Source organism: Caballeronia sordidicola, from assembly GCF_002220365.1.
Lineage (GTDB): Bacteria > Pseudomonadota > Gammaproteobacteria > Burkholderiales > Burkholderiaceae > Caballeronia > Caballeronia sordidicola_C.
Genome location: NZ_MTHB01000206.1, coordinates 114,526 through 139,926, shown reverse-complemented (window position 1 = coordinate 139,926; position 25,401 = coordinate 114,526). Strand labels below are relative to the sequence as shown.

At 60.6% G+C, this 25,401-nt stretch carries 24 protein-coding genes; 22 read left to right on the top strand and 2 right to left on the bottom strand.

Annotation, left to right across the window (positions count from 1 at the left end; translation table 11 throughout):
• Positions 1-32: 32 nt before the first annotated feature.
• From recR to BSU04_RS29530, 3 genes are read left to right on the top strand one after another with little or no spacing between them, the layout of a single operon-like run.
• Positions 33-629 carry a recombination mediator RecR gene (gene recR, locus BSU04_RS29540; RefSeq protein WP_031356440.1) on the top strand — a complete coding sequence of 199 codons (597 nt, stop codon included), beginning with the start codon at positions 33-35 and terminating at the stop codon, positions 627-629.
• Positions 630-673: 44 nt separating this feature from the next.
• A complete protein-coding gene (locus BSU04_RS29535; protein WP_089163841.1) occupies positions 674-898 on the top strand; it encodes a DUF1653 domain-containing protein in 225 nt (74 codons plus the stop codon).
• A gap of 34 nt (positions 899-932) precedes the next feature.
• Positions 933-2,138 (top strand): CaiB/BaiF CoA transferase family protein, encoded by a 1,206-nt coding sequence (locus BSU04_RS29530; protein ID WP_089163840.1) that lies wholly within the window; start codon positions 933-935, stop codon positions 2,136-2,138.
• A gap of 16 nt (positions 2,139-2,154) precedes the next feature.
• Here BSU04_RS29530 and BSU04_RS29525 read toward each other — a convergent pair whose 3' ends face one another.
• Positions 2,155-3,129, bottom strand: a complete 975-nt coding sequence (locus BSU04_RS29525; protein ID WP_089163839.1) for an NADPH:quinone oxidoreductase family protein — start codon at positions 3,127-3,129, stop codon at positions 2,155-2,157.
• Positions 3,130-3,326: 197 nt separating this feature from the next.
• Between BSU04_RS29525 and surE the strand changes: the two genes are divergently transcribed.
• The 6 genes from surE (at position 3,327) to rlmD (ending at position 9,817) form a co-directional block, all read left to right on the top strand.
• Positions 3,327-4,085, top strand: coding sequence for a 5'/3'-nucleotidase SurE (gene surE / locus BSU04_RS29520; protein ID WP_089163838.1), 759 nt, complete (start codon positions 3,327-3,329; stop codon positions 4,083-4,085).
• On the top strand, positions 4,082-5,338 hold the full coding sequence (locus tag BSU04_RS29515; RefSeq protein ID WP_089163837.1) for a protein-L-isoaspartate(D-aspartate) O-methyltransferase: 1,257 nt from the start codon (positions 4,082-4,084) through the stop codon (positions 5,336-5,338). Before surE ends, BSU04_RS29515 begins: the two co-directional genes overlap by 4 nt.
• Positions 5,339-5,343: 5 nt before the next feature.
• Positions 5,344-6,321: a peptidoglycan DD-metalloendopeptidase family protein gene (locus BSU04_RS29510; protein WP_089163836.1), complete on the top strand. Its 978-nt coding sequence runs from the start codon at positions 5,344-5,346 to the stop codon at positions 6,319-6,321.
• An 11-nt stretch (positions 6,322-6,332) separates the two neighbouring features.
• A complete protein-coding gene (rpoS, locus tag BSU04_RS29505; protein WP_089163835.1) occupies positions 6,333-7,427 on the top strand; it encodes an RNA polymerase sigma factor RpoS in 1,095 nt (364 codons plus the stop codon).
• 53 nt (positions 7,428-7,480) lie between these two features.
• A complete protein-coding gene (locus BSU04_RS29500; protein WP_089163834.1) occupies positions 7,481-8,257 on the top strand; it encodes a 3'-5' exonuclease in 777 nt (258 codons plus the stop codon).
• Between the two features lie 147 nt (positions 8,258-8,404).
• A complete protein-coding gene (rlmD, locus tag BSU04_RS29495; protein WP_373452887.1) occupies positions 8,405-9,817 on the top strand; it encodes a 23S rRNA (uracil(1939)-C(5))-methyltransferase RlmD in 1,413 nt (470 codons plus the stop codon).
• Positions 9,818-9,922: 105 nt separating this feature from the next.
• Here rlmD and BSU04_RS29490 read toward each other — a convergent pair whose 3' ends face one another.
• Positions 9,923-10,621 carry a Bax inhibitor-1/YccA family protein gene (locus BSU04_RS29490; RefSeq protein WP_089163833.1) on the bottom strand — a complete coding sequence of 233 codons (699 nt, stop codon included), beginning with the start codon at positions 10,619-10,621 and terminating at the stop codon, positions 9,923-9,925.
• Between the two features lie 409 nt (positions 10,622-11,030).
• Between BSU04_RS29490 and ndk the strand changes: the two genes are divergently transcribed.
• From ndk to BSU04_RS29425, 13 genes are all read left to right on the top strand, one after another.
• Positions 11,031-11,456 carry a nucleoside-diphosphate kinase gene (ndk, locus tag BSU04_RS29485; RefSeq protein WP_089163832.1) on the top strand — a complete coding sequence of 142 codons (426 nt, stop codon included), beginning with the start codon at positions 11,031-11,033 and terminating at the stop codon, positions 11,454-11,456.
• 99 nt (positions 11,457-11,555) lie between these two features.
• Complete coding sequence (rlmN, locus tag BSU04_RS29480) at positions 11,556-12,698, top strand: 23S rRNA (adenine(2503)-C(2))-methyltransferase RlmN (protein ID WP_089163831.1); 1,143 nt, start codon at positions 11,556-11,558, stop codon at positions 12,696-12,698.
• Positions 12,699-12,905: 207 nt separating this feature from the next.
• Positions 12,906-14,096: a RodZ domain-containing protein gene (locus BSU04_RS29475; protein ID WP_089163830.1), complete on the top strand. Its 1,191-nt coding sequence runs from the start codon at positions 12,906-12,908 to the stop codon at positions 14,094-14,096.
• Positions 14,097-14,346: 250 nt separating this feature from the next.
• Entirely contained in the window at positions 14,347-15,666 is a 1,320-nt protein-coding gene (ispG, locus tag BSU04_RS29470) for a flavodoxin-dependent (E)-4-hydroxy-3-methylbut-2-enyl-diphosphate synthase (protein ID WP_089163877.1), read from the top strand.
• 6 nt (positions 15,667-15,672) lie between these two features.
• A complete protein-coding gene (gene hisS, locus BSU04_RS29465) occupies positions 15,673-17,019 on the top strand; it encodes a histidine--tRNA ligase (protein ID WP_089163829.1) in 1,347 nt (448 codons plus the stop codon).
• Between the two features lie 101 nt (positions 17,020-17,120).
• Complete coding sequence (locus tag BSU04_RS29460) at positions 17,121-17,750, top strand: YfgM family protein (protein WP_089163828.1); 630 nt, start codon at positions 17,121-17,123, stop codon at positions 17,748-17,750.
• Positions 17,751-17,910: 160 nt separating this feature from the next.
• Entirely contained in the window at positions 17,911-19,050 is a 1,140-nt protein-coding gene (bamB, locus tag BSU04_RS29455) for an outer membrane protein assembly factor BamB (RefSeq protein ID WP_089163876.1), read from the top strand.
• Between the two features lie 508 nt (positions 19,051-19,558).
• On the top strand, positions 19,559-20,896 hold the full coding sequence (der, locus tag BSU04_RS29450) for a ribosome biogenesis GTPase Der (protein ID WP_089163875.1): 1,338 nt from the start codon (positions 19,559-19,561) through the stop codon (positions 20,894-20,896).
• 151 nt (positions 20,897-21,047) lie between these two features.
• Positions 21,048-21,284 carry an RNA chaperone Hfq gene (gene hfq, locus BSU04_RS29445; protein WP_031356421.1) on the top strand — a complete coding sequence of 79 codons (237 nt, stop codon included), beginning with the start codon at positions 21,048-21,050 and terminating at the stop codon, positions 21,282-21,284.
• A gap of 29 nt (positions 21,285-21,313) precedes the next feature.
• Complete coding sequence (hflX, locus tag BSU04_RS29440) at positions 21,314-22,594, top strand: GTPase HflX (RefSeq protein WP_089163827.1); 1,281 nt, start codon at positions 21,314-21,316, stop codon at positions 22,592-22,594.
• A 47-nt stretch (positions 22,595-22,641) separates the two neighbouring features.
• Positions 22,642-24,123 (top strand): FtsH protease activity modulator HflK, encoded by a 1,482-nt coding sequence (hflK, locus tag BSU04_RS29435; RefSeq protein WP_089163874.1) that lies wholly within the window; start codon positions 22,642-22,644, stop codon positions 24,121-24,123.
• Positions 24,124-24,134: 11 nt separating this feature from the next.
• Positions 24,135-25,049, top strand: coding sequence for a protease modulator HflC (hflC, locus tag BSU04_RS29430; RefSeq protein WP_089163826.1), 915 nt, complete (start codon positions 24,135-24,137; stop codon positions 25,047-25,049).
• A 44-nt stretch (positions 25,050-25,093) separates the two neighbouring features.
• Positions 25,094-25,285: a DUF2065 domain-containing protein gene (locus BSU04_RS29425; protein WP_031356417.1), complete on the top strand. Its 192-nt coding sequence runs from the start codon at positions 25,094-25,096 to the stop codon at positions 25,283-25,285.
• Positions 25,286-25,401: the final 116 nt, after the last annotated feature.

The following is a 25,401-nucleotide window of genomic DNA, read 5'->3' as shown; positions in this document are numbered from 1 at the left end:
TCTCAACCCTCAGAGCATAGGGTCCCAAGCGCATGAAACAACCTTCCGCCTTGTCGGCGCTCGTCGAAGCATTGCGCGCGCTGCCGGGCGTGGGCCCCAAGTCGGCTCAGCGCATGGCCTATCACCTGATGCAGCACGACCGGCCGGGCGCTGAAAAGCTCGGCCGCTCCCTGATGTTCGCCACCGAGCATCTGCAACACTGTGAAAAGTGCAATACGTTCACCGAGGCGGCAATTTGCGAAGTCTGCATTGACCCCGAACGCGATCCTGAACTGCTCTGCGTGGTCGAAACGCCCGCTGACCAGATCATGCTCGAACAGACGCTGACGTATCGCGGACTGTATTTCGTGCTGATGGGACGGTTGAGTCCGCTCGACGGCATCGGGCCGAAAGAGATCCATTTCGATCGCCTGATCCAGCGAGCCACCGACGGCCTCGTGAAGGAAATCGTGCTTGCCACGAACTTCACGAACGAAGGCGAGGCGACCGCGCATTACCTCGCGCAGACGCTCAAGTCGAAGGGCCTGAAGGTGACGCGCCTCGCACGTGGCGTGCCGGTAGGCGGCGAACTCGAATACGTTGACGCAGGCACGATCGCGCGTGCGATGCTGGACAGGCGCTCAGTTTAGACCGCAGCGTGTAGACCTTAGTTACACCGCAACAAGGCAATGACATGACCGAAGCAGAAGCATTGGCACTCGCCACGCACCGGCATTACAAGGGCGGTTTATATCGCGTGATCGGCGTGGCGCGGCATTCAGAGACGGAAGAGCCGATGATCGTCTATGAGCATCTCTGGCCGCACGATCATGGCCTGTGGGTGCGCCCGGCGGACCTGTTCAATGGCACGCTTGCCGACGGTTCGCCGCGGTTCAAGGCGCTCGACATTCCGCTGTGAAAACCGCTGTGGACAAGATAAGGAAGGAGACACCATGAGCGTTTCTACGGGACCGCTCGCCGGCGTCAAGGTGCTCGAACTCGGTACGCTGATTGCCGGGCCGTTCGCCGCGCGCTTCATGGGCGAGTTCGGCGCCGACGTAATCAAGATCGAAGATCCGAACGGCGGCGATCCGCTGCGCAAATGGCGCAAGCTGTATCCGGAAGTAGGCGGGACATCGCTATGGTGGGCCGTTCAGGCACGTAATAAAAAGTCGGTGACGGTCAATCTCAAGTCTCCCGAAGGCAAGGAGATTGTCCGGCGGCTGGCGAAGCAAGCCGATATCGTCGTCGAGAATTTCCGGCCGGGCTTGCTCGAGAAACTCGGGCTGGGTTACGAGGTGTTATCTGCAGAAAACCCAGGTCTCGTGATGGTGCGGCTGTCGGGATACGGGCAGACCGGGCCGTATCGCGACCGGCCGGGCTTTGGCGCCATCGCCGAATCGATGGGCGGGTTGCGCCACATCACGGGTTACCCCGACCTGCCGCCGCCGCGCATCGGCATTTCAATTGGTGACTCCATTGCGGCGCTGCATGGCGTGATCGGTGCATTGATGGCGCTGCACCACCGGCAAGCGAATGGCGGCAAGGGGCAGGTGGTCGATGTCGCGTTGTACGAAGCCGTCTTCAACATGATGGAAAGCGTCGTACCCGAATACGGCGTGTACGGCATGATCCGCGAGCGCACGGGTGCGTCGCTGCCGGGCATCGTGCCGTCGAATACGTATCCGTGTCGTGACGGAAGCATCGTCATTGGCGGCAACAGCGATCCGATCTTCAAGCGGCTGATGCTCGCGATCGGCCGCGAGGACCTGGGCAACGATCCCACGCTGGCATCGAATGACGGGCGAGTGCCGCGCACACGCGAAATTGACGACGCCATTCGCGTATGGCTTTGCACCCGTTCCATAGATGAGGCACTTGCCGTACTGAACGCCGCGGATGTTCCCGCAGGCCGAATCTACAGCGTGGCCGACATGTTCACCGACCCGCAATACATCGCGCGCCAGATGATCCAGCATTTCCCCTGGCAGGATGGCCGCGAGATCGCGCTGCCGAACGTCACGCCGAAGTTGTCGGAGACGCCGGGCGAGACACGCTGGCTTGGCCCGCAACTCGGCGAACACACCGATGAAGTCCTGCAATCGCTCGGGTATGAGCCTGACGAAATTGCGCAACTGCGGGCGAACAAGGCGATTTAGGTCTTTCCAGGATTCGTCAAGGTTCGATTACGATCTTTCCTGACACGCGCCGGCTAGCCATGTCGTTCAATGCCACGGCGGTCTGTTCAAGGGCATATCGCTTCGTAACGTGCGGCCGTACCCGGCCGTCCTTGATCCAGCCGAATATCTGCTGCAACGCGGCACTCGCCAGATCGGGCTCACGCTGGATGTGCTGGCCCCAGAACACGCCAACAATACTCGCGCCCTTGAGCAGCGCGAGATTGAGCGGCAGCTTCGGAATTTCGCCGTTTGCAAACCCGACCACGAGATACCGGCCGCGCCACCCGATGCTGCGAAAAGCCGGCTCCGCGTACTCGCCGCCGACCGGGTCGTAGATCACGTCGGGCCCGTTCCCGTCTGTCAGCGCCTTGATCCGCTCACGCAGGTTTTCACGCGTGTAGTCGATGATGGCGTCCGCACCATGTTCCACGCACAACGCGAGCTTGTCCGCACTCGACGCCGCCGCAATCACTCGCGCGCCGAGCGCCTTGCCAATTTCCACCGCCGCCAGCCCCACGCCGCCCGCCGCGCCCAGCACGAGCAAAGTTTCACCGGCTTTCAATGCGCCCCGGTCGACCACTGCGTGGTGCGAGGTGCCGTACGCGAGCGTAATGGCCGCAGCGCTCGCGAAGTCGATGTCGTCGGGCAATGGCATACATGCCGCTTCGCTTGCCAGCGCCTGCTCGGCGAACGCGCCTTGCGCCGTGTAGGCGGCGACCCGCATGCCGACCTTCAACCGCTTGACATCAGGGCCTACGGCCCGCACCACACCCGCGAACTCGGAACCGGGCGTGAACGGCAGTTCGGGCTTCATCTGGTACTTATTCTGAATCACGAGGACGTCAGGGAAGTTCACGCTGGCGGCGCGGACGTCGATCGCAACCTGGCCCGGCCCGGGCTGGAGATCAGGGAGTGTTTCCAGGACGAGGGACTCCGGTGGTCCGTACTGGTTGCATCGAATGGCGCGCATGGTGTCTCCGGGTGAAATTATCGTGATCTGGCAGTGTAGATCAGGGCTGCATGCGCGTGCTTCCTGCCCGCGTCTCGTTGGCCGAAAGGTCTATAAAACGCGTGCAATTTGTCCACCGTAAAGCGCTGTAGCAGACCGTTTGGCCGAGTGCCCCGCTGCCGATCCGCGGGCCTTCCTTCCTCGGTTACAATCGTCGGATGCGAATCCTACTCAGCAACGACGACGGTTATCTGGCACGCGGCCTTAACGTGCTGCACGCGGCCATGCAGCCGCTTGGCGAAGTCACCGTGATGGCGCCCGAGCAAAACTGCAGCGGCGCTTCAAACTCACTGACGCTGTCGCGGCCGCTCACCATTCACACTGCGGCGAACGGTTTCAATTACGTCAACGGCACGCCAACGGACTCGGTGCACATCGCGCTGACGGGCATGCTGGCCGAGCAGCCGGATCTGGTCGTATCAGGAATTAACAACGGCCAGAACATGGGCGAGGACACGTTGTATTCCGGCACGGTCGCAGCGGCCACCGAAGGGTTCATGTTCGGCGTGCCGGCCATTGCCTTCTCGCTGGTCGGGCGCGACTGGTTGCATCTGGAGGACGCGGCGCGCGTGGCGGCGGACATCGTCGCGCACTATCTCGCGCACCCCATGCCTGGCCATCCGCTGCTCAACGTAAACATTCCAAGTCTGCCGTATGACGAGATGGGCGAGTGGCGCATTACGCGGTTGGGCAAGCGCCATCCATCGCAGCCGGTCGTTCGGCAAATCGATCCGCGCGGTAATCCGATCTGGTGGATCGGGCCGTCTGGCGACGCGCTCGATGCCAGCGAAGGCACGGACTTCCACGCGGTGGCGAACGGCCATATCTCGATCACGCCGCTGCAACTCGATCTGACGCACACCAAGCTGCTGCCCGCTACCCGCGAGTGGGCCGAGGCACGGAGCCGCCGTTCATGACGGACGAACGCGCGAAACGCTTTCCGCTGGCGCTCGCCGATCTGGTGCGGGAGCCGCGCAAGGCGACTGCCCGTCCCGATGCGCGCAGCAAGCCGGCATTGAAGGCTATTTCGGGCGGCAGTGGTGTCTTGAAATCCGCGGTGGCCACACACAAGGCCTCTGCAGCTTCCCCTAAGCTGGCGGGCGGAAGGGCAGTGAAACCGTCGCCTGGCATGCATCCCGGCTTAAGGACGAGTACGGCGGCGAAACCTGAATTGAAGGCGCTCACGGGCAACACGGCGGCGCAAGGGGTAGCGGGAAATCCGGCTGCATCGACGGGAGATGAGTACCGTTCGGCCGCAAGATTGCATGCTGCGTCGAAACCTTCCACGATCGTCGCGCATCATCAGCCCGGCGCGTTGCGTTCGGGCGCGCGCCCAAATGAAACGCGCGATGCTCAGCCAAGGTCCAAGACGCACTTGAAGCCGGATGCGAGATTGAATGTACAACCTGCGAATGGACAACCGGCGAATTTGCAACCAGCGAAGTTAAAACCGGCGTCGCAGCCCGAGGTCAAACCGAACGCCGTCCGAAAGGCTGCGTCCCGGGTCGGGCACCAAAGCACTCACGCGCTGACATCGGAACGAGTACGTGAGCGCATGGTCGAACGACTGCGTGCCAACGGCATAACGGACGCACGCGTGCTCGCCGCCATGGCCGCAGTGCCGCGCCATATGTTCGTCGATCCCGGACTTGCCACGCAGGCTTATGAGGATGCTGCGTTGCCGATCGGTCATCATCAGACTATCTCCAAGCCGTCCGTGGTCGCGCGGATGATCGAGCTGGTCGCAGCCGGACGCACGCTCAGAAATGTGCTGGAAATCGGCACGGGCTGCGGGTATCAGGCAGCTGTGTTGTCGCAGGTAGCAACCGACGTGTATTCGATCGAACGGATCCGGCCGTTATCCGAGCGCGCAAAGCTGAACCTGCGGCCGTTGCGCGTGCCGAACATCCGTCTGCATTACGGCGATGGCCGCCTCGGATTGCCGGCGGTTGCGCCGTTCGACGCCATTGTGATTGCTTGTGCCGGACTCGACGTTCCGCAGGCGTTGCTCGATCAACTCGCTGTAGGCGGCAGACTTGTAGCGCCAGTCGGATCCCAGACGGCCCAAGCGCAGATACTGACGCTCGTCGAGCGCGTTTCGCCCACTCAATGGCGCGAGTCGCAGCTCGATCGGGTTTTCTTTGTACCCTTAAAATCCGGAGTGATTTGACACCGATGAGTATGTTGCGTGCTAAACGAGAAGTGAGCGCGAACCCCGTTTTGTCAGCGGTTCAGCGCGGTGTATGCGTCGTGGCGCTGTCCGCACTGGCCGCCTGCGCGACCCGGATGGATCAGGCGCCCGTTGTCGACCGGACTGGATCCGCTATCGGCACGCAGGCTGCCCAGGATGGAGCCGTGTTGCCGCCGGGTCCGCCGCCGCCGGGTTACTACCGGGTGAAGCCGGGTGACACCCTATACCGGATCGCACTGGAAAACGGCCAGAATTATCGGGATATCGCGTCGTGGAACAACATGACGAACCCGAACCAGATCGAAGTCGACCAGTTGCTGCGCGTGGCACCTCCGGGCGCCAATCTCGCGGCGGCAACACCGGGCGTTTCTACCGCTCCAATCGTTGGTGGCGGGGTGCAGGCCCAGCCGCTCAATAATACGTACGGAGCGAATACGTCGGCTGTGCCGGGCGCGAATGGCAGCGTGCCGCCGGCGCCGAATTACGGCACGTCGTCCGGCATGGGGGCAATGCCTGGCACAGTGGCGCCAGGACTGGCCATGACGCAGCCGCCGGGAACGAGTGTTGACAATGGCACGGCCGCGGTTCCGGCTGCGCAGCCGGCGTTCATCTGGCCGGCGCGCGGACCTATTCTCGGCACGTTCGACGACGCGAAGAACAAAGGCTTGAACATTGGCGGCGCAACCGGAGATCCGGTCAATGCGGCGGCCGATGGACGGGTCGTCTACTCCGGCAACGGTCTGCGCGGATACGGCAATCTCGTCATCATCAAGCACGACGCAACTTTTCTTACCGCGTACGCACATAACAGTGCTTTGATGGTAAAAGAGGGAGACGCGGTGACAAAAGGGCAGAAAATCGCCGAGATGGGCAACAGCGATTCGGACCGCGTGATGTTGCATTTCGAAGTCCGCCGGCAGGGCAAACCTGTCGACCCTCTGAAGTATTTGCCGCCGCAATAAGCGAAACCATCATGCCTAAATCGAAGCGCCAGCCGCCGCAAGCCGAGACTGAGACAATCAGCCGACCCACGCAGACAACGGTGGAAGACGGCGCTTCGAGCCAGGCAGACGAATCTGAAGGCGAAACGGCCGACGCCGAGCTTGATTCAGACGAAGAAAGTGGCGCGAACGGCAAGGATACCGTCGAGGGTGCGGCTGATTCCGTACCCGATGTCGACGACTTCAAGTCAATTTTGCAGGCCGAACTCACGGCCGACACAATCCAGCATTACCTGAATCGCATTAGCGTAAAGCCGTTGCTGACAGTCGAGGAAGAGCAGCGCTATTCGCGGCTGGCAAAAGCCGGCGAATTCGAGGCGCGCCAGGTCATGATCGAGCGCAATCTGCGGCTGGTGGTCAGTATCGCCAAGGGGTATTTGAATCGTGGCGTGCCGCTGCTCGATCTGATCGAGGAGGGCAATCTTGGTTTGATGCACGCCATCGAAAAATTCGATCCGACGCGTGGTTTCCGGTTTTCGACTTATGCCACGTGGTGGATCCGGCAGAGCATCGAACGCGCGATCATGAATCAGGCGCGCACGGTGCGTTTGCCCGTTCACGTAATTCGCGAACTCAATCAGGTGCTGCGCGCGAAACGTCATCTCGAAAAAAGCTCGGCGAATTCGACGGCGGCCATTGCGCCGGACCGGCGCGATGCGAGTATTGATGACATCGCGCATCTCACCGGCAAAACACCCGAGGAAGTCACGGACATCCTCGCGCTCAATGAACACACGGCGTCGCTCGATGCGCCGCTCGATCTCGATCCCGCGAGCAGCCTGCTCGATCTGCTGTCCGACGACGCAAGCCAGTCTCCGGATTCGGAAGTTCAGCATCGCGAACTGGAAACGCTCACGAAGCTGTGGCTTTCCCGTCTCTCCGACAAACACCGGCATGTGATCGAGCGCCGTTTCGGCCTGAACCATATTGAGCCGGCCACGCTCGAAGAACTCGCCGACGAAATGGGCCTGACGCGCGAACGCGTGCGTCAGATCCAGCAGGAAGCGCTAGTGCGGCTCAAGCGCTTCTTCGCATCGAACGGTGTGCGAAAAGACGCCGTGCTCTAGGGCGCTGCGTCCTCCCAGCAACGCGTCCTTGCGACGCCGCCCTTAAAAAAATAATGACACCCATTCTCGTATTCGACATCGAGACGATTCCCGATGTCGACGGTATTCGCCGTCTCGACACGCTTCCCGCCACGCTCACCGATCTCGAGGTCGCGGAGCATGCGTTCGCCGCGCGCCGCGAAAAGGTGGGCAACGATTTCCTGCCGCATCATCTGCAGCGCATTGCCGCTATTTCGTGCGTGTTTCGCGATAACACGGGTTTTCGCGTGCGTTCGCTCGGCACTACGACCGATTCCGAAGCGTCGCTGATCCAGTCGTTTTTTCGCGTGATCGAAAAATATACGCCGCAACTCGTTTCATGGAATGGCGGCGGTTTCGATCTGCCCGTGCTTCACTATCGTGCGATGGTGCATGGCGTGGCGGCGTCGCGCTACTGGGACCAGGGCAATGACGATCGCGAGTTCCGCTACAACAACTACATCAGCCGTTATCACGCGCGCCACACGGACCTGATGGACGTGCTTGCGATGTACCAGGCGCGCGCGAACGCGCCGTTGGATGCGCTCGCCAAGCTCTGCGGTTTCCCGGGCAAGCTGGGCATGGACGGCGGCATGGTCTGGCAGGCGTATTCGGAAGGGCGCATAGAAGAAATCCGCAATTATTGCGAGACAGACGTGGTGAACACCTACCTGATGTACTGCCGCTTTCAACTGATGCGCGGCGGTTTTTCCGCTGAAGAGTATGCCGACGAGATCAGCTTCGTAAAGAATGCGCTCGCGCTTGAGCCGGCGTCCCATTGGGCTGAATATCTGGCGGCGTTCGACGACTGAGCTGCGCGCAGGGGCTCTTCCGGCATCGTCTACAATCTCGCTTTCATTGCACTTTTCCGGGGTGCTTGGCCCCGCTTTTCGCTTCATTTTCCACTTCCCGATTGTTCACTTTTTCACCTCTTTTCACATTAGCCAGGAAGTCCGCAGGTGTCTCACGCTCGAAAAAAATCGCGTAATCGCTGGAATCCGCCGGCTCGAATTGTTCCTCTGGACCCTTTGGCAGCGCCGCTCGAGATCGAAATCAAATCGCTCGATATGGAGGCTCAAGGTGTCGGTCGCGCGACGGCCGAGGACGGCTCGGAAGGCAAGGTTATTTTCGTGGAAGGCGCGTTGCCGGGCGAACGTGTGTTGTATGCGAGCTTTCGCAAGAAGGCTGCATTCGAGCAGGCGCTGCTATTAAAAATCCTGCGTGAAAGCGTCATGCGCACGCGGCCGAAATGCCCTTATTTCAGTAAATGCGGCGGCTGTTCCATGCAGCACCTCGACGTGCGGGCGCAGATTGCCGTCAAGCAACGGGTCCTCGAGGACAACCTCCAGCACATCGGCAAGCTCCACGCGGAAACGATCTACCGGCCTATTCATGGGCCGTCGTGGGGATACCGGTATCGGGCGCGGCTGGCTGTGCGGCTGATCGCGGGAAAGGGCGGCGCGCTGGTGGGATTCCACGAGAAAAAGAGCAGTTTTGTCGCCGATATGCAAACGTGCGACGTCCTGCACCCGAATGTGTCGGCACTGTTGATGCCGCTGCGCGTGCTCGTCCGGGATTTGTCCATTCGCGATCGCCTGCCGCAGATCGAAGTGGCCGTCGGGGCCGAGCTAATTGCATTGGTGCTGCGTATTCTCGATCCGCTGACGCAAGAGGACGAAGCGCTGCTGCGTGCTTTCGCCGATGCCCATGGCGTGCAGTTCTGGCTGCAGCCAAAGGGGCCGGAAACGGCTTACCCGTTTTATCCTTTCGGACAGGAGCTGGCTTACACGCTGCCGGAATTCGGCATCCGCATGCCGTTCAAACCAACCGATTTCACCCAGGTCAATCATCAGATCAACCGGGTGCTCGTCAGCCGCGCGTTGCGGCTGCTGGCCGCGCAGCGCACGGATCGGGTGCTGGATTTGTTTTGCGGCATCGGCAATTTCACGTTGCCGCTCGCGCGGGTGGCGCGTGAGGTGGTGGGAATCGAAGGAAGTGCGGGCTTGACCGAACGTGCGCTGGAAAATGCCCGGACAAATGGCGTCCATGAGCATACGTCGTTCGCATGCCGAAACCTGTTCGAAATCACAGCGGACGATTTTCGCGCGCTAGGTCCCTTCGACAAGATCCTGATTGATCCGCCGCGTGAGGGCGCGCTGGCGGTATCCAAGGCGCTGGCGGAGATTGCGCACAGCGGCGAGGGCGTGTTGCCGAGGAGGATTGTGTACGTCTCCTGCAATCCGGCAACGCTCGCTCGAGACGCGGGCGTGCTCGTGCGCGATGCCGGTTACCGCATGAAAGGCGCGGGGGTGATAAACATGTTTCCGCATACATCGCACGTCGAATCGATTGCACTGTTCGAGCGCGATTGAATCCCGGGCTTTGAATCCCCAAGCTTTCCGCGCATAAAAAACGAGCATAAAAAAACCGGCCTTCGGAAAGGCCGGTTTTTACGAGCGAAGCATGATTTAACGCAATCAGTTCCGGTTGCCGCCGAAGATACCGAGCAGCATCAACAGGTTCGTGAATACGTTGTACAAATCCAGGTAGATCGCGAGCGCGGCGCTGATGTAATTCGTTTCGCCGCCATTCACCACGCGCTGGACGTCGAACAGCATGTACGCCGAGAAGATCACGATAGCCAGCACCGATACCGTCAGCATCAAGGCCGGCAGATGCAGGAACACGTTCGCGAACGCGGCCAGCAACAGCACCAATACGCCCATGAAGAGCCACTTGCCGAGACCGGAAAAGTCGCGCTTGCTGACCGTCGCGATAGTGGCCATGGCAGCGAAGATCACACCAGTGCCACCAAACGCCATCATGATGAGCTGCGGCCCGTTCGTGAAGCCGAGAATGAAGCTCAGCAAACGCGACAGCATCAGGCCCATGAAGAACGTGAAGCCTAGCAGCACGAATACGCCGATGCTGCTGTTCTTGGTGCGCTCAATGGCGAACATGAAGCCGAACGCGATGGCCATGAAGGCGATGAAGCTCATGGCCGGGCTGGTGGCCGCGAACAGGGAGAAGCCCGTCGCGACGCCGACCCACGCGCCCAACACAGTTGGGACCATGGACAGCGCGAGCAGCCAGTAGGTGTTCCGCAGCACGCGGTTGCGGGTTTCGGACGATGTGACGCTGCCGCTGCGGCCAAAACCGTAAGGGGATTCGTTCATGGTTTCTCCTTGCCTAAACTTGTGTAAAGCCAACTGGTTCAAAAACACCGGCTCAATTTGCCGTAAAACGCCGACTCCGCCGTGCGAAAACACGGCTTTTATCAGTCTGGCGGCTTCGTTGGACGATTCGCCGCGAAAACCTTTAGCTGCATTGTACGCTGCGGGCCCGAAAGGCCTTCCGACACAAAATATGGATCTATCTTGCGCCGAATTCAACGATGCTGCAGTGCAGTATCAAGAGCGCGAAAATTACCGCGCGTTTCATACCCACGTGGCGATCCGCACTGCACTCCGTTAAGTGCTTTGTTGCTTACGAAGTCGTAAGGTTTCCATCGCAATCATACAACGCTTCGTGCTACAATTGTCGATTCATTTATATTCGTAACCCGTTCATTTTTTGGAGTTTTTCATGGCGATCGAGCGCACCCTGTCGATTATTAAACCGGATGCAGTGGCAAAGAATGTGATCGGCCAGATCTATAGCCGTTTTGAGCAAGCTGGCCTCAAGATCATCGCAGCTCGCATGGTCCATCTGTCGCGCGCTGACGCGGAAAAGTTTTACGCTGTTCACGCTGCACGGCCGTTCTTCAAGGATCTGGTCGAATTCATGATCTCCGGCCCCGTGATTATCCAGGCGCTGGAAGGCGAGAACGCCATCCTGACCCATCGCGACCTCATGGGCGCAACGGACCCGAAGAAGGCTGACAAGGGCACGATCCGCGCGGATTTCGCCGACAGCATCGACGCTAACGCGGTGCACGGTTCGGACGCGGCTGAAACCGCACGTCAGGAAATCGCTTTCTTCTTCCCCGAAGTGAACGTCTATTCGCGTTGATTCGGGAGTAGATTTATCGCAGGAATTGGCGCGAAATAGCTGGAACGCGGCTCAGAACGCGTTCCATTTTTCGCTCAGCAAGGAAATGGCAGAATCGAAATGACAGCCGCAACAGTCAACCTTCTGGACCTCGATGCCGCCGGGCTCGTCGCTTATTGCGACAGCCTGGGCGAAAAGCCGTTTCGCGCCAAGCAATTGCAACGCTGGATTCACCAGTTCGGTGTCGACGACTTCGACGGCATGACGGACCTGGCGAAATCGCTGCGTGAAAAATTGAAAGGGCGGGCAAGTCTGGACATGCCCGCTATCGTCCGCGATCACGTGTCCACCGACGGCACACGCAAGTGGCTGATCGACGTGGGCAATAGCAATGCGGTCGAAACCGTGTACATCCCGGAAGAAAATCGCGGCACGCTTTGCATTTCGTCGCAAGCGGGCTGCGCCGTCAATTGCCGGTTTTGCTCCACCGGCAAGCAGGGCTTTTCGCGCAACCTGAGCACGGGCGAGATCATTGGCCAGTTGCGCATGGCCGAATTCGCGCTGCGCGCATCGAAGAGCGGTAGTTACGGCGCGTCGAATAACGGCAAGGCCGACCGCGTGGTGACCAACGTCGTGATGATGGGCATGGGTGAACCTCTGCTCAACTACGACGCTGTCGTGCCGGCCATGCGGCTGATGCTCGACGACAACGCGTACGGACTGTCGCGTCGCCGCGTGACATTGTCCACCTCGGGCGTCGTGCCCATGATGGACCGCCTTGGCGCGGATCTGCCGGTCGCGCTTGCGGTGTCGCTGCATGCGCCAATTGATTCGCTTCGCGACATGCTCGTGCCGTTGAACAAGAAATATCCGCTGCGTGAATTGATGGCCGCGTGCCAGCGTTACCTGAAGGTTGCGCCGCGCGATTTCGTTACATTCGAATATTGCATGCTCGACGGTGTGAACGACAGTGAAGCGCACGCGCGCGAGCTGGTTGCCCTGACACGTGATGTGCCGTGCAAATTCAACCTGATTCCGTTCAATCCGTTCCCTGAGTCGGGTTTGACGCGCTCAAGCAACGAACAGATCAAGCGGTTCGCGCAAGTATTGATGGATGCTGGCGTCGTGACAACGGTGCGCAAGACGCGCGGCGACGACATCGACGCGGCATGCGGTCAATTGGCGGGCGCGGTTCAGGATCGTACACGGCTGGCCCAGCGCATGGGCAAGCCCGCGAAGGTGATCGAGGTTCGCGCTGTCTGAGTTTCGGGCGGGGATGGCCGACCTGCGGCGCCTCATTCGGCGGAAAAATCAGAAAATCCGGCAATAAATGATGGAAGGCGGCACACAATGCCGTGCATTTTGTTATAAAGCCGTCTGCAACGCCGACTCGGCTGTGTCCGCGGTGGCGCTAAGGTCAGCAACGAAGCTGAACAGCGACAAAAAAAGAATCAATGCGAGGAAATTGGGATGAGTGAGCCGCAGCACCCGACGCCTTTCGGCGCTCATAAAGGTGGCCAATCAGGCAGTCAGGCCGGAGCTTTGCCCGGAAGTCAGCCAGAGAACGCCGCGAGCGCCGGCAGTACCGCGCCGGGCGGCATTCAGCAGGCAGCGAGTCTTGATTCGGTCGCCGCAGTCGGTGCGCGGCTTACGCAGCTTCGCGAAGGGAAGAACTGGTCTCTGGACGACGTATCCGCGCGGCTGAAGGTGTCGCCACAGAAACTGCGTGCGCTCGAGAGCGGGGATCTCAGCCTTTTCCCCGACCGGAATTTCGCGACAGGCATTGTGCGCAGCTACGCGAAAATCATGGGCGCCGATCCGGCTCCGTTCACGGCCGCGCTGCGTCACGCGAATGGTCCGGTCGAGCAGAATTTGTCCTTGCCGGCATCGTCAGGTGCGGGTTTGCCGCGCGGCCGTGTGTCGGTTCCGCTTGGCAGTTCGCCGCGACGCCGGTCTTGGTTGTGGGGCGTTGCTGCCGTGATCGTTGCCGTAATTGCGCTCGCAATGTGGCACACGGGTGGGGATTCCGCTGCGTGGTTTGCCCGGCTGAAGGCCAGCGCTAACGGCGCAACTCAGGCAACGAACACCGACACCAGTGCCAGTTCGGCGGTGGCAGCGACCGATGAAGCGACAGCCAACACGGGTTCGGTTGCGTCGGGTGACGCCGCTGAAGCGCCAGCGAATGCAGCCGAAGTTCAGGCTGGAACGCAGGCGGGTGCCCAGCCTATGCCGAGCCCGCTAGGCACGAACGCGCTTCCCGCGTCCTCATCCACTATTACGGCTGTTCAGGGCGCCGCCACGCGTGCACAAAGCGCGAGCGCTCCGGTTACCGTGCCGTTGGCGAATGCAGTGAAACCCGCGCCATCGGCGAATGCGGCTGGTACGGCGTCAGCGACTGCGTCTGTGGGTAGCGGCGCCAACGAACTCGAATTGAAGGTGGCGAAAGACAGCTGGTTCAGCGTTCGCCAAAAGGACGGCAAGGAAGTGTTTTCAGGCCTGGTCAAGGCTGACAGCGTGCAGCGAGTGGCCGGCGACGCACCGTTCAAGATCACGGTTGGAAATCGGGCGGGCCTCGATTCGCTGACGTTCGACGGACAACCGGTCGATCCGGCCAAATTTGGCCCTGCGAAGGGCAACGTCGCCCGCTTTTCGCTGCCTTGAGTCATGGTCCCGAGTCGCCAGCGCGCACTCGTATTTGGGTTCAGCCCGTGCGGTTACAGGACACGGGCTTGAAAGAATTACGCCGCACGTCGTGTGAGGTTTTGAGGTCTATTTTCAGCCTTGACACGGAGTTGTGCGAAGATTTCATCAAGGCGTCGCAAAGGTGGCGGCGCCGTTTTTATGTCCTCGATCTCATTTATGTCCAGATACGCGTCACCGTGTGATAACCGGCGGCGCAAAGGGTCTTTCGATGCAATCCGAAGCTCAACACCCCCTTATTGAAAGCAAGATCTGTTCGTCGGAGCCAGTCTTCGGCGGATCGTGGAAACGGCGCGCATCGCACGCCGTTGACGTCCGCTGGGGCGGCCAACTCGTGACAATCGGTGGCGATGCGCCCGTGCGCATCCAGTCGATGACGAATACCGATACCGCTGACGCCATCGGCACGGCGATCCAGGTCAAGGAACTGGCGCAAGCCGGCTCGGAACTGGTGCGGATCACGGTGAACACGCCCGAAGCCGCAGCAGCGGTGCCCGCGGTACGCGAGCAGCTTGACCGGATGGGCGTGACGGTGCCGCTCGTTGGGGACTTTCATTACAACGGTCATACGCTGTTGCGCGACTATCCGGCGTGCGCCGAAGCGTTGTCGAAATACCGGATCAATCCGGGCAACGTGGGCGCGGGAGCCAAACGTGACACGCAGTTCGCCCAGATGATCGAAGCGGCTGCGCGTTATGACAAGCCGGTCCGGATCGGCGTGAACTGGGGCAGCCTCGACCAGGATCTGCTCGCGCGGATGATGGACGAGAACGCGGCCCGTTCGACCCCCTGGGAAGCGCAAAGCGTGATGTATGAAGCGCTGATTCAATCGGCGATCGGGTCAGCGGAACGCGCGGTCGAACTCGGCCTCGGGCGCGACAAGATCATCCTGTCGTGCAAGGTAAGCGGCGTTCAGGATCTGATTGCCGTGTATCGCGAACTGGCCAAGCGCTGCAGCTTCGCGCTGCACCTCGGCCTGACCGAAGCGGGGATGGGATCGAAGGGCATCGTGGCGTCGACGGCGGCGTTGTCGGTGCTGCTGCAAGAAGGAATTGGCGACACGATCCGCATCTCGCTCACCCCGGAACCGGGCGGTGCGCGGACCGGCGAAGTGATCGTCGGCCAGGAAATCCTGCAGACCATGGGCCTGCGCTCGTTCACCCCGATGGTGATCGCATGCCCCGGCTGCGGACGCACTACCAGCACGTTGTTCCAGGAATTGGCGTCGCAGATCCAGACGTATCTGCGCAACGCAATGCCCGAGTGGCGCGATCAATTCCCTGGCGTGGAGAAAATGCACGTCGCGGTGATGGGTTGCATCGTGAATGGACCGGGTGAGTCGAAGCAGGCGAATATCGGTATCAGTTTGCCGGGGTCGGGCGAAAATCCGGCAGCCCCGGTGTTTATCGATGGCGTGAAGGTCAAGACGCTGCGCGGCGAGCATATCGCCCAGGATTTCCAGCAAATCGTCAGCGATTACGTGACGCGGACCTACGGCAAGCGCGAAGCCGCGCAGGCAGAAACACTTTAAAGACAGATGACTGAACAGAAGAAAAAGCTCGAGAAACTGAGCGGCGTGAAGGGCATGAACGACATCCTCCCGCAGGATGCCGCGTTGTGGGAATTCTTCGAAAACACCGTCAAGTCGATGCTGCGCGCATACGGCTATCAGCAGATCCGTACGCCAATCCTCGAGCCCACGCAGTTGTTCACGCGTGGCATTGGCGAAGTGACGGATATTGTCGAGAAGGAAATGTACAGTTTCACCGACGCGCTCAACGGCGAGCAGCTTACGCTGCGCCCGGAGAATACGGCTGCGGTGGTGCGTGCGTCGATCGAACACAATCTGCTCTATGACGGCCCGAAGCGGCTGTGGTACGTCGGCCCGATGTTCCGTCACGAGCGTCCGCAGCGGGGGCGTTACAGGCAGTTCCATCAGGTCGGCGTGGAAGCGCTCGGCTTCGCCGGACCGGACACCGACGCTGAAATCATCATGATGTGCCAGCGCTTGTGGGACGACCTTGGACTTTCCGGCATCCGGCTAGAGCTCAACTCGTTGGGCCAACCGGAAGAGCGCGCAGCGCACCGCAAGGAATTGATCGCTTATCTCGAGCAGCATGTTGACGCACTCGACGAAGAATCGAAGCGCCGCCTCTACACCAATCCGTTGCGCGTGCTGGATACCAAGAATCCCGCCATGCAGGAGATTGCGCAGAACGCGCCGAAGCTCGTCGATTTCCTGGGGTCCGAATCGCTCGCGCACTTCGAGGGTGTTCAGCGTTTGCTGAAGGCGAACAACATTGCGTTCAAGATCAATCCGCGTCTCGTTCGCGGCCTCGATTACTACAATCTCACCGTGTTCGAATGGGTGACCGACAAGCTCGGCGCGCAGGGCACGGTGGCGGGCGGCGGCCGCTACGATCCGCTGATCGAGCAACTGGGCGGCAAGGCAACGGCGGCATGCGGCTGGGCAATGGGGGTCGAGCGCATTCTTGAACTGCTGAAAGAAGAAGATCTGGTGCCGGCGCCGGAAGGCACCGACATCTACGTCGTCCACCAGGGCGAAGCGGCGGGGGAGCAGGCGTTTATCATCGCCGAGCGGCTGCGCGATACCGGCCTGGACGTCATCCTGCATTGCAGCCCCGACGGCACGCCGGCGAGCTTCAAGTCGCAGATGAAAAAGGCCGATGCCAGCGGCGCGGCATTTGCCGTGGTGCTGGGCGAGAACGAACTGGCGCAGGGCATGGTTGGCGTGAAGCCCTTGCGCCGCGCATCGATCGAGTCGACGGGTCAAAAGAACGAGCAAGCCACGGTGCCGGTGGAAGACTTGACCGAATTTCTAATCAATGCGATGGTGGCAACCGCCGACGACGGCGCCGACTGATTTGTCGGGCGCCACCAGGCGGGCAAAGCCGTGCGGCGGGCCGAAACAATGGCGTGCAGCGTTGCGCGCGAACATAAAAGCAGTCAAGGAATACGCAGGGCATGAGCTATCACGAAGAACAAGAGTCACTTGAAAACCTGAAAGCCTGGTGGGCGAAATGGGGCAACTCCACGACCTGGATTGTCCTTGCAGTGCTTGTTGTCGCGGCGGGATGGAACGGCTGGAATTTCTGGCAGCGCAGGCAGGCGACGGAAGCGGCCGTGCTCTATGACCAGGTGCAGCAAGCGGTGGCATCGAGTGACAAGGCAATGGTCACTCGAACGGCAACGGACATGGAAGACAAGTTCGGCGGCACCGCGTACGCGCAGATGACGGCGCTGGCCGCAGCCAAGTCGCTATACACCGCAGGGGACAGTGCAGGGGCGAAAGCGCAACTGCAATGGGCCGCCGATCACGCGAAAGACGCTGAATACAAACAGATCGCGAAATTGCGGCTCTCTTTGTTGCTGCTCGACGAAAAATCCTATGACGCTGGCCTGAAGGTGCTCGCCGACGCACCGCTCGACGCGTTCAAGGGCGTGGTGTCGGACCGTCGCGGTGACCTGCTGGTGGCCGAAGGCAAGCGCGATGACGCACGCGCGGCTTACAAGGTCGCGCTCGACACGCTGCCGAAGTCTGATACGTCCGCCCGTCAACTGGTCCAGTTCAAGCTGGACGCACTCGGCGGCTAGCGCCGACGGCCGGCCTCAAGACTGGCCAGCCGACCGCGTCCTTATGCAGGCGCGTTGCTCACTAGGTTAAAGTCACCGGTTTGCAGCGGTGACTTAACCTTAGCGAGCACCACGCCGCACACCGATCAACCGATTTCACTTATTCATGTTGCGTCCACCGATGACCTTTCTGAAACGCTACGCTCTCCCGCTCGCTTGCGCGATGACGGTTATGCTCACCGCCTGCGCCACCAAGGACGAGCGCCGCGTACCGACTCCGCTTGTAGACATCAAGCCGGTTCTCACCGTGGAGCAGGCCTGGAAGGCGAGCGTCGGCAAGGCCGGGCGCTATCTGTTCTCGCCGGTGGCAGTCGGTGACTTCGTCTACGCAGCAGGCGCCAACGGCACTGTTGCGAAGATCGATGCGAAGACGGGGCAGGACGTGTGGCGCATCAAGCTCAAAGATGATCTGTCTGCCGGCGTGGGCAGTGACGGCAACCTGACGGCGGTCGGTGGCCTGAAAGGCAACGTCTACGTACTCGGACCGGACGGCAAGCAACTCTGGACAGCAACCGCGCCGGGCGAAATCATCTCGCCGCCGCTGGTCGGCAATGACGTGGTCATCGTCCGGACGATCGACGGGAAGGTCATTGCGTTCAACTCGCAGACCGGTGAACAGAAGTGGATCTTCCAGGCGCGCGCTGTGCCGCTCAACTTGCGTGTGGCTGCCGGCATGACGTTCGCGGCTTCCCAGGCGGTCCTGGCGGGTTTCCCGGGCGGTACGTTCGCGGCAATCAACCTGCAGACCGGCGACGCCTACTGGCAGACGCCGGTGTCGTTCCCGAAGGGGGTGACTGAAGTCGAGCGTATCAACGACGTAACCGGTGCACCTACGCTGGTGGGATCGGAAACGTGCGCGGTGACGTTCCAGGGTCGCATTGGATGTTTCGATGCGAATTCGGGTCGTCCGCAATGGGAAAAGTCATTCTCGAGCGACAGTGGCCTCGCGCAGGACAATGAAATGGTCGCCGCCGGCGACGACTGGTCGATCGTCAACGCGTTTAGCGGGATCGACGGCGCACCGCTCTGGAAGAACGACAAGCTGAAGAATCGCATGGTCAGCGTGCCGTTTATCCTGGGCCGCGCAGTCGTAGTTGGCGACTACCAGGGTTTCGTGCATTTCCTTTCGACGTCAAACGGTGAGTTCGTCGGCCGGGCCAAGACCGATGGCAGCGCGATTACTGCGGCGCCGGTGCTGGCAGGCGATACCCTGGTTATCCTGACGCACGACGGCGGCCTGTACGGTTTCCGGCCGCGCTGATTGAGTGGTTTGAGTTGATCTAACGTTCTGACAAACGTGCCGGCTTTGCCGGCCGTTCGTGTTTTTCGGACTTTTTTGTTTTTTGAGTCCGCGCCGTGCGAATAGAATCGATTCATCAAGGCCGCGCGTGAAGGATAATCGTGCGGCAAATAAGCGCACAAGCAGCACTCATGTAGCACACAGGCAGTAAAGGCAACAGTACAAGCAACCATAGGCAACACCAGGCATCGGGATTCCGGCAGCAGATTCGTGCAAACCGGTCCACACCTTCGGGTGACGTTGCCCGATCGATCATGTCGTTTGGCGGAGCGCTCAGCGCGTTCCACATGCGCTTCAAACGCCATGAACGTGGAACATCGCTGCACGCCGCGGTCGCTCCGCTGGAACCGTGCTAATTTTCGACACATCGCCGGGCCACGCACACTCGCGGCTCGCCGTTTCCGGACTTTTATCCGGCGCGCGCCGGGCCGGAATCATCCGCCTTGCGTTCAACTGTGAACACCATCTGATGAAACCCGTAATTGCCCTCGTGGGGCGCCCCAATGTGGGGAAATCGACGCTTTTCAACCGCCTGACCCGTTCGCGCGACGCACTCGTCGCCGACCTGCCCGGCCTTACCCGGGACCGTCACTATGGCGAAGGCCGGGTCGGCGACCGGCCTTATCTGGTGGTCGACACCGGTGGTTTCGAGCCGGTCGCGAAAGACGGCATCCTGCACGAAATGGCGCGCCAGACCCGCCAGGCGGTGGAGGAGGCCGACGTGGTCGTCTTCATCACCGACGGCCGCAACGGGCTTGCGCCACAGGACAAGGCGATTGCGGACTATCTGCGCAAGAGTGGCCGGCCGCTGTTCCTCGTGGTCAACAAGGCCGAGGGCATGAAGTACAGCGCGGTCGCCGCCGACTTCTACGAACTGGGTCTCGGCGACCCGCGTGCAATCTCTGCCGCTCACGGCGACGGTGTCTCGGAAATGATCGGTGACGCGCTCGAGATAGCGTATGCCGGACAGCCGGAAGAAGACCCCGAGGAGAAGGCGGCGCGTGGTGTGAAAATCGCCATCGTGGGACGCCCGAACGTCGGCAAGTCAACGCTGATCAATGCGTTGGTGGGTGAGGAGCGCGTGATCGCGTTCGACATGCCCGGCACCACGCGCGATTCCATCTACGTTGATTTCGAGCGAAGTGGCCGCAAATACACCCTGATCGATACGGCTGGGTTGCGTCGTCGCGGCAAGGTGTTCGAGGCGGTGGAAAAGTTTTCGGTGGTGAAGACGTTACAGTCTATTTCCGACGCTAACGTGGTGATCCTGCTGCTAGATGCACAGCAGGACATCTCCGATCAGGACGCGCATATCGCGGGCTTCGTGGTCGAACAGGGACGTGCGCTGGTAGTAGGGGTCAATAAGTGGGACGGACTGGATTCGCATGTGCGCGAGCGCACCAAGGCAGACCTTACGCGCAAGCTCAAGTTTTTGGACTTTGCTAAATTCCATTACGTGTCGGCGCTGGAAAAGACGGGTATCAGCCAACTCATGAAATCGGTGGATGACGCCTACGCCGCCGCCATGGCCAAGTTGCCCACGCCGAAGCTCACGCGCGCGTTGATCGACGCGGTCGAATTTCAGCAGCCGCGCCGCCGCGGACCGATTCGTCCGAAGCTTCGTTATGCGCACCAGGGTGGACAGAACCCGCCGATCATTGTCGTCCATGGGAATGCCCTCGACGCGATCACCGACACCTACAAACGTTACCTCGAAGGCCGCTTCAGAGAAACTTTTGGGCTCGTGGGGACTCCATTGCGCATAGAGTTCCGTTCAAGCGCGAACCCTTACGCGGACAAAGGCTGAATCCCGCGTGCACCAAGCGTTTCGCCGGGTTTTCCACGGCCGTGGCGCGCTGGTGTGAAAATGAAAATCGGCTATAGTGTAGCGATTGACGACGGATCTCTTTTTCTTCGTCGCAATCACGTCAACCTGCAAAAATAATACGGAGTTTGCTATGAGCAACAAAGGGCAATTGTTACAAGACCCGTTTTTGAACGCACTGCGAAAAGAGCATGTGCCTGTATCGATCTACCTGGTCAACGGCATCAAGCTGCAAGGCAATATTGAATCGTTCGACCAGTACGTCGTGTTGCTCCGGAATACGGTTACCCAGATGGTCTATAAGCACGCCATTTCGACGGTCGTACCGGCGCGTCCGGTGAATTTCCACCCGGATGCAGAGACGCCCTAAACCTCGTTGCGCCCGGTGTCACGGCATGAATGAACGTGCTGATTCACCGGTCGCTTCAAAATGAAAATATTGATTTGATCAACGCAGCGCTTGTCGGCGTCGACTTCGGAAAAATCGATTTCGATGCCAGTCTCGAAGAACTCAGTCTGCTCGCACAAAGTGCGGGTGCTCATCCCGCCGTCACCCTGACCGGTCGTCGTTCCAGCCCCGATGCCAAGATGTTTGTAGGCAGCGGCAAAGTCGAAGAGCTGCGCCTCGCCTGCGTTGCCAACGACGTGGAACTTGTCATTTTTAATCACGCCCTAGCACCCGCGCAGCAGCGCAATCTGGAAACGGCGCTGGATCGGCGTGTGATTGACCGGACCAGTCTCATTCTCGACATTTTCGCGCAGCGTGCCCGCAGTCATGAAGGCAAGCTGCAGGTCGAACTCGCGCAGCTCACCTATTTGTCCACGCGATTGATTCGTGCGTGGACTCACCTTGAGCGGCAAAAGGGCGGTATCGGTTTGCGCGGCCCGGGTGAGACGCAGCTTGAAACTGACCGCCGTTTGATTGGCGAGCGGATCAAGGCGCTGAAGGCGAAGCTGAAGAAGCTGCAGCGTCAGCATGGCACGCAACGCCGCCAGCGCGGGCGCAACCGGACTACATCGGTGTCGCTCGTTGGCTATACGAACGCGGGCAAGTCCACACTGTTCAACGCGTTGACGAAAGCGCAGGCATACACGGCGGACCAGTTGTTCGCCACGCTCGACACTACTTCCCGCCGGGTTTATCTCAGCGAGGAAGCGGGGCAGGCCGTGGTGTCGGATACGGTCGGTTTCATTCGCGACCTGCCTCACCAGCTGGTCGCGGCTTTTCGTGCGACGCTTGAAGAAACCGTTCAGGCAGATTTGCTGCTGCACGTGGTGGATGCATCGAGCATGGTGCGGCTGGACCAGATCGACGAGGTGAACAAGGTGCTGACCAGCATCGGCGCCGACGGCATTGCGCAGATCCTCGTTTTCAACAAGATCGACGCGGTGCCTGAGCTGGCGGCCCGTGGCGAAGCGGTTGAAAGGGACGAGTATGGTAATATTTTGCGCGTCTTTTTAAGCGCGCGAAACGGTCAGGGACTTGACGCGCTGCGCGCCGCCATCGCCGAATTTGCGGCTTCCGAACCCAAAGATAACAACGAGTACACGGAACTTCCGGACGGCACAATCGTGCCGGAGTCCATGGATAGCACATCCGACGACGGAACCACGCTACCGGAAGACCACCGGTCAGCCGACGAAAGTGATGACCGCAAGGTCCCCGAGCACGGGCACTGATCTGTTCCGATTTGCATTGACCCGGCTGTCTAATGGTGAATCACCGAGTGAACGACTACAACGAGCGGAGTAACCGGCAGCTTTCGCATGCCGTCTTTTCGATCAACGATCCGCGCTGGGGGCGGGGCGACGGCAATGGCGACGGCAAAAGCCAGGACCAGAAGCGTCCGCAGGAACAAAAGCGTCCATCGAAGGACAAGGATGGTGAAGGCCCGCCGGATCTCGACGAAATGTGGCGCGACTTCAACAAGAAGCTAGCGGGCTTGTTCGGCAAGAAACCGGCAGGCGGCGGTCCGCGTGCGGACAACGGCCGCGGCGCCAAGATCGGCATGGGCATTGTTGTCGGCGTGTTGATCGCAATCTATGTGGGCAGTGGCGTATTCGTCGTACAGGATGGCAACGTGGGTGTCGTGTCGCGCTTCGGAAAGTATGAAGAGTCGGCGGATGCGGGCATTCACTGGCGTCTGCCGTATCCGTTCGAGTCGCACGAAATCGTCAATACATCGCAGATCCGTTCGGTCGAAGTCGGGCGCAACAACACCGTGACCCAGGCCAACGTTCGTGATGCATCGCTGCTGACGCACGACGCGGATATCGTCGACGTGCGCTTTGCCGTGCAGTATCAGATCAAGTCGGCCACCGACTATCTGTTTCGCAATGTCGATCCTGATCAGAACGTGACGGAATCGGCGCAAGCCGCGATTCGCGAGATCGCGGGTACGCACAGCACCGACGACCTGCTTTTCAAGGATCGCGAAGCATTGCGCGCAAGGCTTGTCGACACCATCCAGGCATCGCTCGATTTGTACAAGACGGGCTTGCAGGTGACCGGCGTGACCATCGAGAGCGTGCAGGTGCCGGCGCAGGTTCAGCCGGCGTTTGAAGATGCAGCGAAGGTGCGCCAGGACAACGAGCGCGCGGTGGACACCGCGAAAGCCTACGCAGATCAACTGTTGCCGCGTGCGAAGACCGACGCGGCGCGCATGATCGACGATGCGAAGGGCTATGGCAACCGGGTCGTTTCGCAGGCGCAAGGCAATGCCGAGCGCTTTAAGCAGGTCTACGCAGAATATTCGAAGGCGCCGGCAGTGATTCGTCAACGCATGTATCTGGACACAATGCAGCAGATCTATTCGCGTGCGACGAAAGTGTTCGTCGACAGCAAGAGCTCGAACAATGTGGTGTACCTGCCGCTCGACAAACTCGTCGAGGCAAACCGCCAGAACGCGAACGCAGCCGCTGCTGGGACGGTGCCTCCGGGCGCGTCAGGGGTCGCGGCAGGGACGGTGCCTTCGGGCGCGAATCAGCCGGTCGGCGCTGCGCCTGCTGGCGTGATCGGAGGGACTATCACGCAGGATGCACGCGCCGAAAGCGCATCGGCGGCTTCGGCCGTGACTGCGCAGTCCGCCGCTCCCGCCAGCGCGGCAGCTTCCGCTGCCGCCTCGGGCGCGTCCGCGCAGTCGTCGGGTGATCCATCGCGCTCGCGCGATGCGTTCCGTTCGCGTTCGCGCGAAGACGACACGCAATGAGGAGCGCGATCATGAATCGAATTATTGCGCTCGTAGTCGCCGTGGTCGTCGTGTTGTTCATCGGCTCGTCCATGATGTTCGTGGTCGACGAACGCCATGCAGGTGTGATCACCGCACATGGCGGCGGCACGCCCACGCTTGTTACGCCCGGCCTTCATTTCAAGCTGCCGCCGCCGTTCCAGACGCTGACGCTGATCGACACTCGTACGCTCACGCTCGACGAAGCAGGCTCGGACCGCTTCAATACGTCGGACAAGAACGAGGTGATCGTGAATACGGTCATCAAGTATCGCGTGGCCGACCCGCTCAAGCTGTTCGAAAGCAACGAGAAGAACACGCAGACGGCGCAGGACCGGCTGGCCGCGCTCACGCGCACGGCGTTGACGTCGTCGTTCACCAAGCGTTCGCTGACGGATGTGCTCGGTGAGCAGCAGGCTATCGCAAGCGAAGCGCAGAAGGCGATCGAGCAGCCGGCAGCGGCGTTCGGTGTGGAGCTCGTCGACCTGCAACTGACACGCATCGACTTTCCGCCGGCGGTGGCCGATTCGGTCTACAAACGCATGATCGCGGCGCGTCAGCAAGCGGCGGCCGAGGAACGTGCGAAGGGGACGGCCGACGCCGATGCGCTGAAAGCGAGCGCGGAGCGCCAGCAGGAAGCCATTCTCGCCGATGCCTACAAGGAAGCGCAGACCATCAAGGGTGAGGGCGATGGCCGAGCTGCGTCCATTGCCGCCGATGCATACGGCGTCGATCCGCAGTTCTACCAGTTCTATCAAAGCCTCGAAGCGTATAAAAAGACCTTCAATGCCGGCGACGTGATGGTCGTCGATCCGAGCAGCGATTTCTTCCGCTTCATGCGCAGCCCGAATGGTGCTGCGCCGAGCGGTGCCGATGCCACCACCCCGGCGCTCGCGCGCAAGCGCTGAGTTGTCCCAAGCGTCGCGGCGAGAGCCGTGGCGCCTTCAATCGAATGGATATGGCTGCATCGTTACTGCTCGCGATTGCGTTGATGCTGATTATTGAGGGGATGTTTCCGTTCGTCTTCCCTAACTCCTGGCGCGACACGTTCCGCCGGATCGCGCAACGGCCGCCGCACCAGATTCGGATCGGCGGACTGATCGCCATGGTGCTTGGCGTTATCCTGCTGATTATTGCTACGTGATGCTTGCAACGTGACGCGTGCACCCCGAAAATTCAAAGCGGGTCGACTCGCAGTCTCCAGTCGCCCATAGATTCAAAGCTTGTGCAGACCCGTGGCAATCATCACCGCCGCGCTCA

Excerpts from the sequence above, each read along its gene's own strand:
- BSU04_RS29500 (WP_089163834.1), top strand. The coding sequence starts at position 7,481 with ATGACACCCATTCTCGTATTCGACATCGAGACGATTCCCGATGTCGAC.
- ndk (WP_089163832.1), top strand. The coding sequence starts at position 11,031 with ATGGCGATCGAGCGCACCCTGTCGATTATTAAACCGGATGCAGTGGCA.
- hflX (WP_089163827.1), top strand. The coding sequence starts at position 21,314 with ATGAACGTGCTGATTCACCGGTCGCTTCAAAATGAAAATATTGATTTG.
- bamB (WP_089163876.1), top strand. The coding sequence starts at position 17,911 with ATGACCTTTCTGAAACGCTACGCTCTCCCGCTCGCTTGCGCGATGACG.
- BSU04_RS29490 (WP_089163833.1), bottom strand. The coding sequence starts at position 10,621 with ATGAACGAATCCCCTTACGGTTTTGGCCGCAGCGGCAGCGTCACATCG.
- der (WP_089163875.1), top strand. The coding sequence starts at position 19,559 with ATGAAACCCGTAATTGCCCTCGTGGGGCGCCCCAATGTGGGGAAATCG.
- BSU04_RS29460 (WP_089163828.1), top strand. The coding sequence starts at position 17,121 with ATGAGCTATCACGAAGAACAAGAGTCACTTGAAAACCTGAAAGCCTGG.
- BSU04_RS29425 (WP_031356417.1), top strand. The coding sequence starts at position 25,094 with ATGGATATGGCTGCATCGTTACTGCTCGCGATTGCGTTGATGCTGATT.
- BSU04_RS29530 (WP_089163840.1), top strand. The coding sequence starts at position 933 with ATGAGCGTTTCTACGGGACCGCTCGCCGGCGTCAAGGTGCTCGAACTC.
- BSU04_RS29510 (WP_089163836.1), top strand. The coding sequence starts at position 5,344 with ATGAGTATGTTGCGTGCTAAACGAGAAGTGAGCGCGAACCCCGTTTTG.
- rlmN (WP_089163831.1), top strand. The coding sequence starts at position 11,556 with ATGACAGCCGCAACAGTCAACCTTCTGGACCTCGATGCCGCCGGGCTC.
- BSU04_RS29515 (WP_089163837.1), top strand. The coding sequence starts at position 4,082 with ATGACGGACGAACGCGCGAAACGCTTTCCGCTGGCGCTCGCCGATCTG.
- ispG (WP_089163877.1), top strand. The coding sequence starts at position 14,347 with ATGCAATCCGAAGCTCAACACCCCCTTATTGAAAGCAAGATCTGTTCG.
- BSU04_RS29535 (WP_089163841.1), top strand. The coding sequence starts at position 674 with ATGACCGAAGCAGAAGCATTGGCACTCGCCACGCACCGGCATTACAAG.
- rpoS (WP_089163835.1), top strand. The coding sequence starts at position 6,333 with ATGCCTAAATCGAAGCGCCAGCCGCCGCAAGCCGAGACTGAGACAATC.
- recR (WP_031356440.1), top strand. The coding sequence starts at position 33 with ATGAAACAACCTTCCGCCTTGTCGGCGCTCGTCGAAGCATTGCGCGCG.
- surE (WP_089163838.1), top strand. The coding sequence starts at position 3,327 with ATGCGAATCCTACTCAGCAACGACGACGGTTATCTGGCACGCGGCCTT.
- hfq (WP_031356421.1), top strand. The coding sequence starts at position 21,048 with ATGAGCAACAAAGGGCAATTGTTACAAGACCCGTTTTTGAACGCACTG.
- hflC (WP_089163826.1), top strand. The coding sequence starts at position 24,135 with ATGAATCGAATTATTGCGCTCGTAGTCGCCGTGGTCGTCGTGTTGTTC.
- BSU04_RS29475 (WP_089163830.1), top strand. The coding sequence starts at position 12,906 with ATGAGTGAGCCGCAGCACCCGACGCCTTTCGGCGCTCATAAAGGTGGC.
- hisS (WP_089163829.1), top strand. The coding sequence starts at position 15,673 with ATGACTGAACAGAAGAAAAAGCTCGAGAAACTGAGCGGCGTGAAGGGC.
- BSU04_RS29525 (WP_089163839.1), bottom strand. The coding sequence starts at position 3,129 with ATGCGCGCCATTCGATGCAACCAGTACGGACCACCGGAGTCCCTCGTC.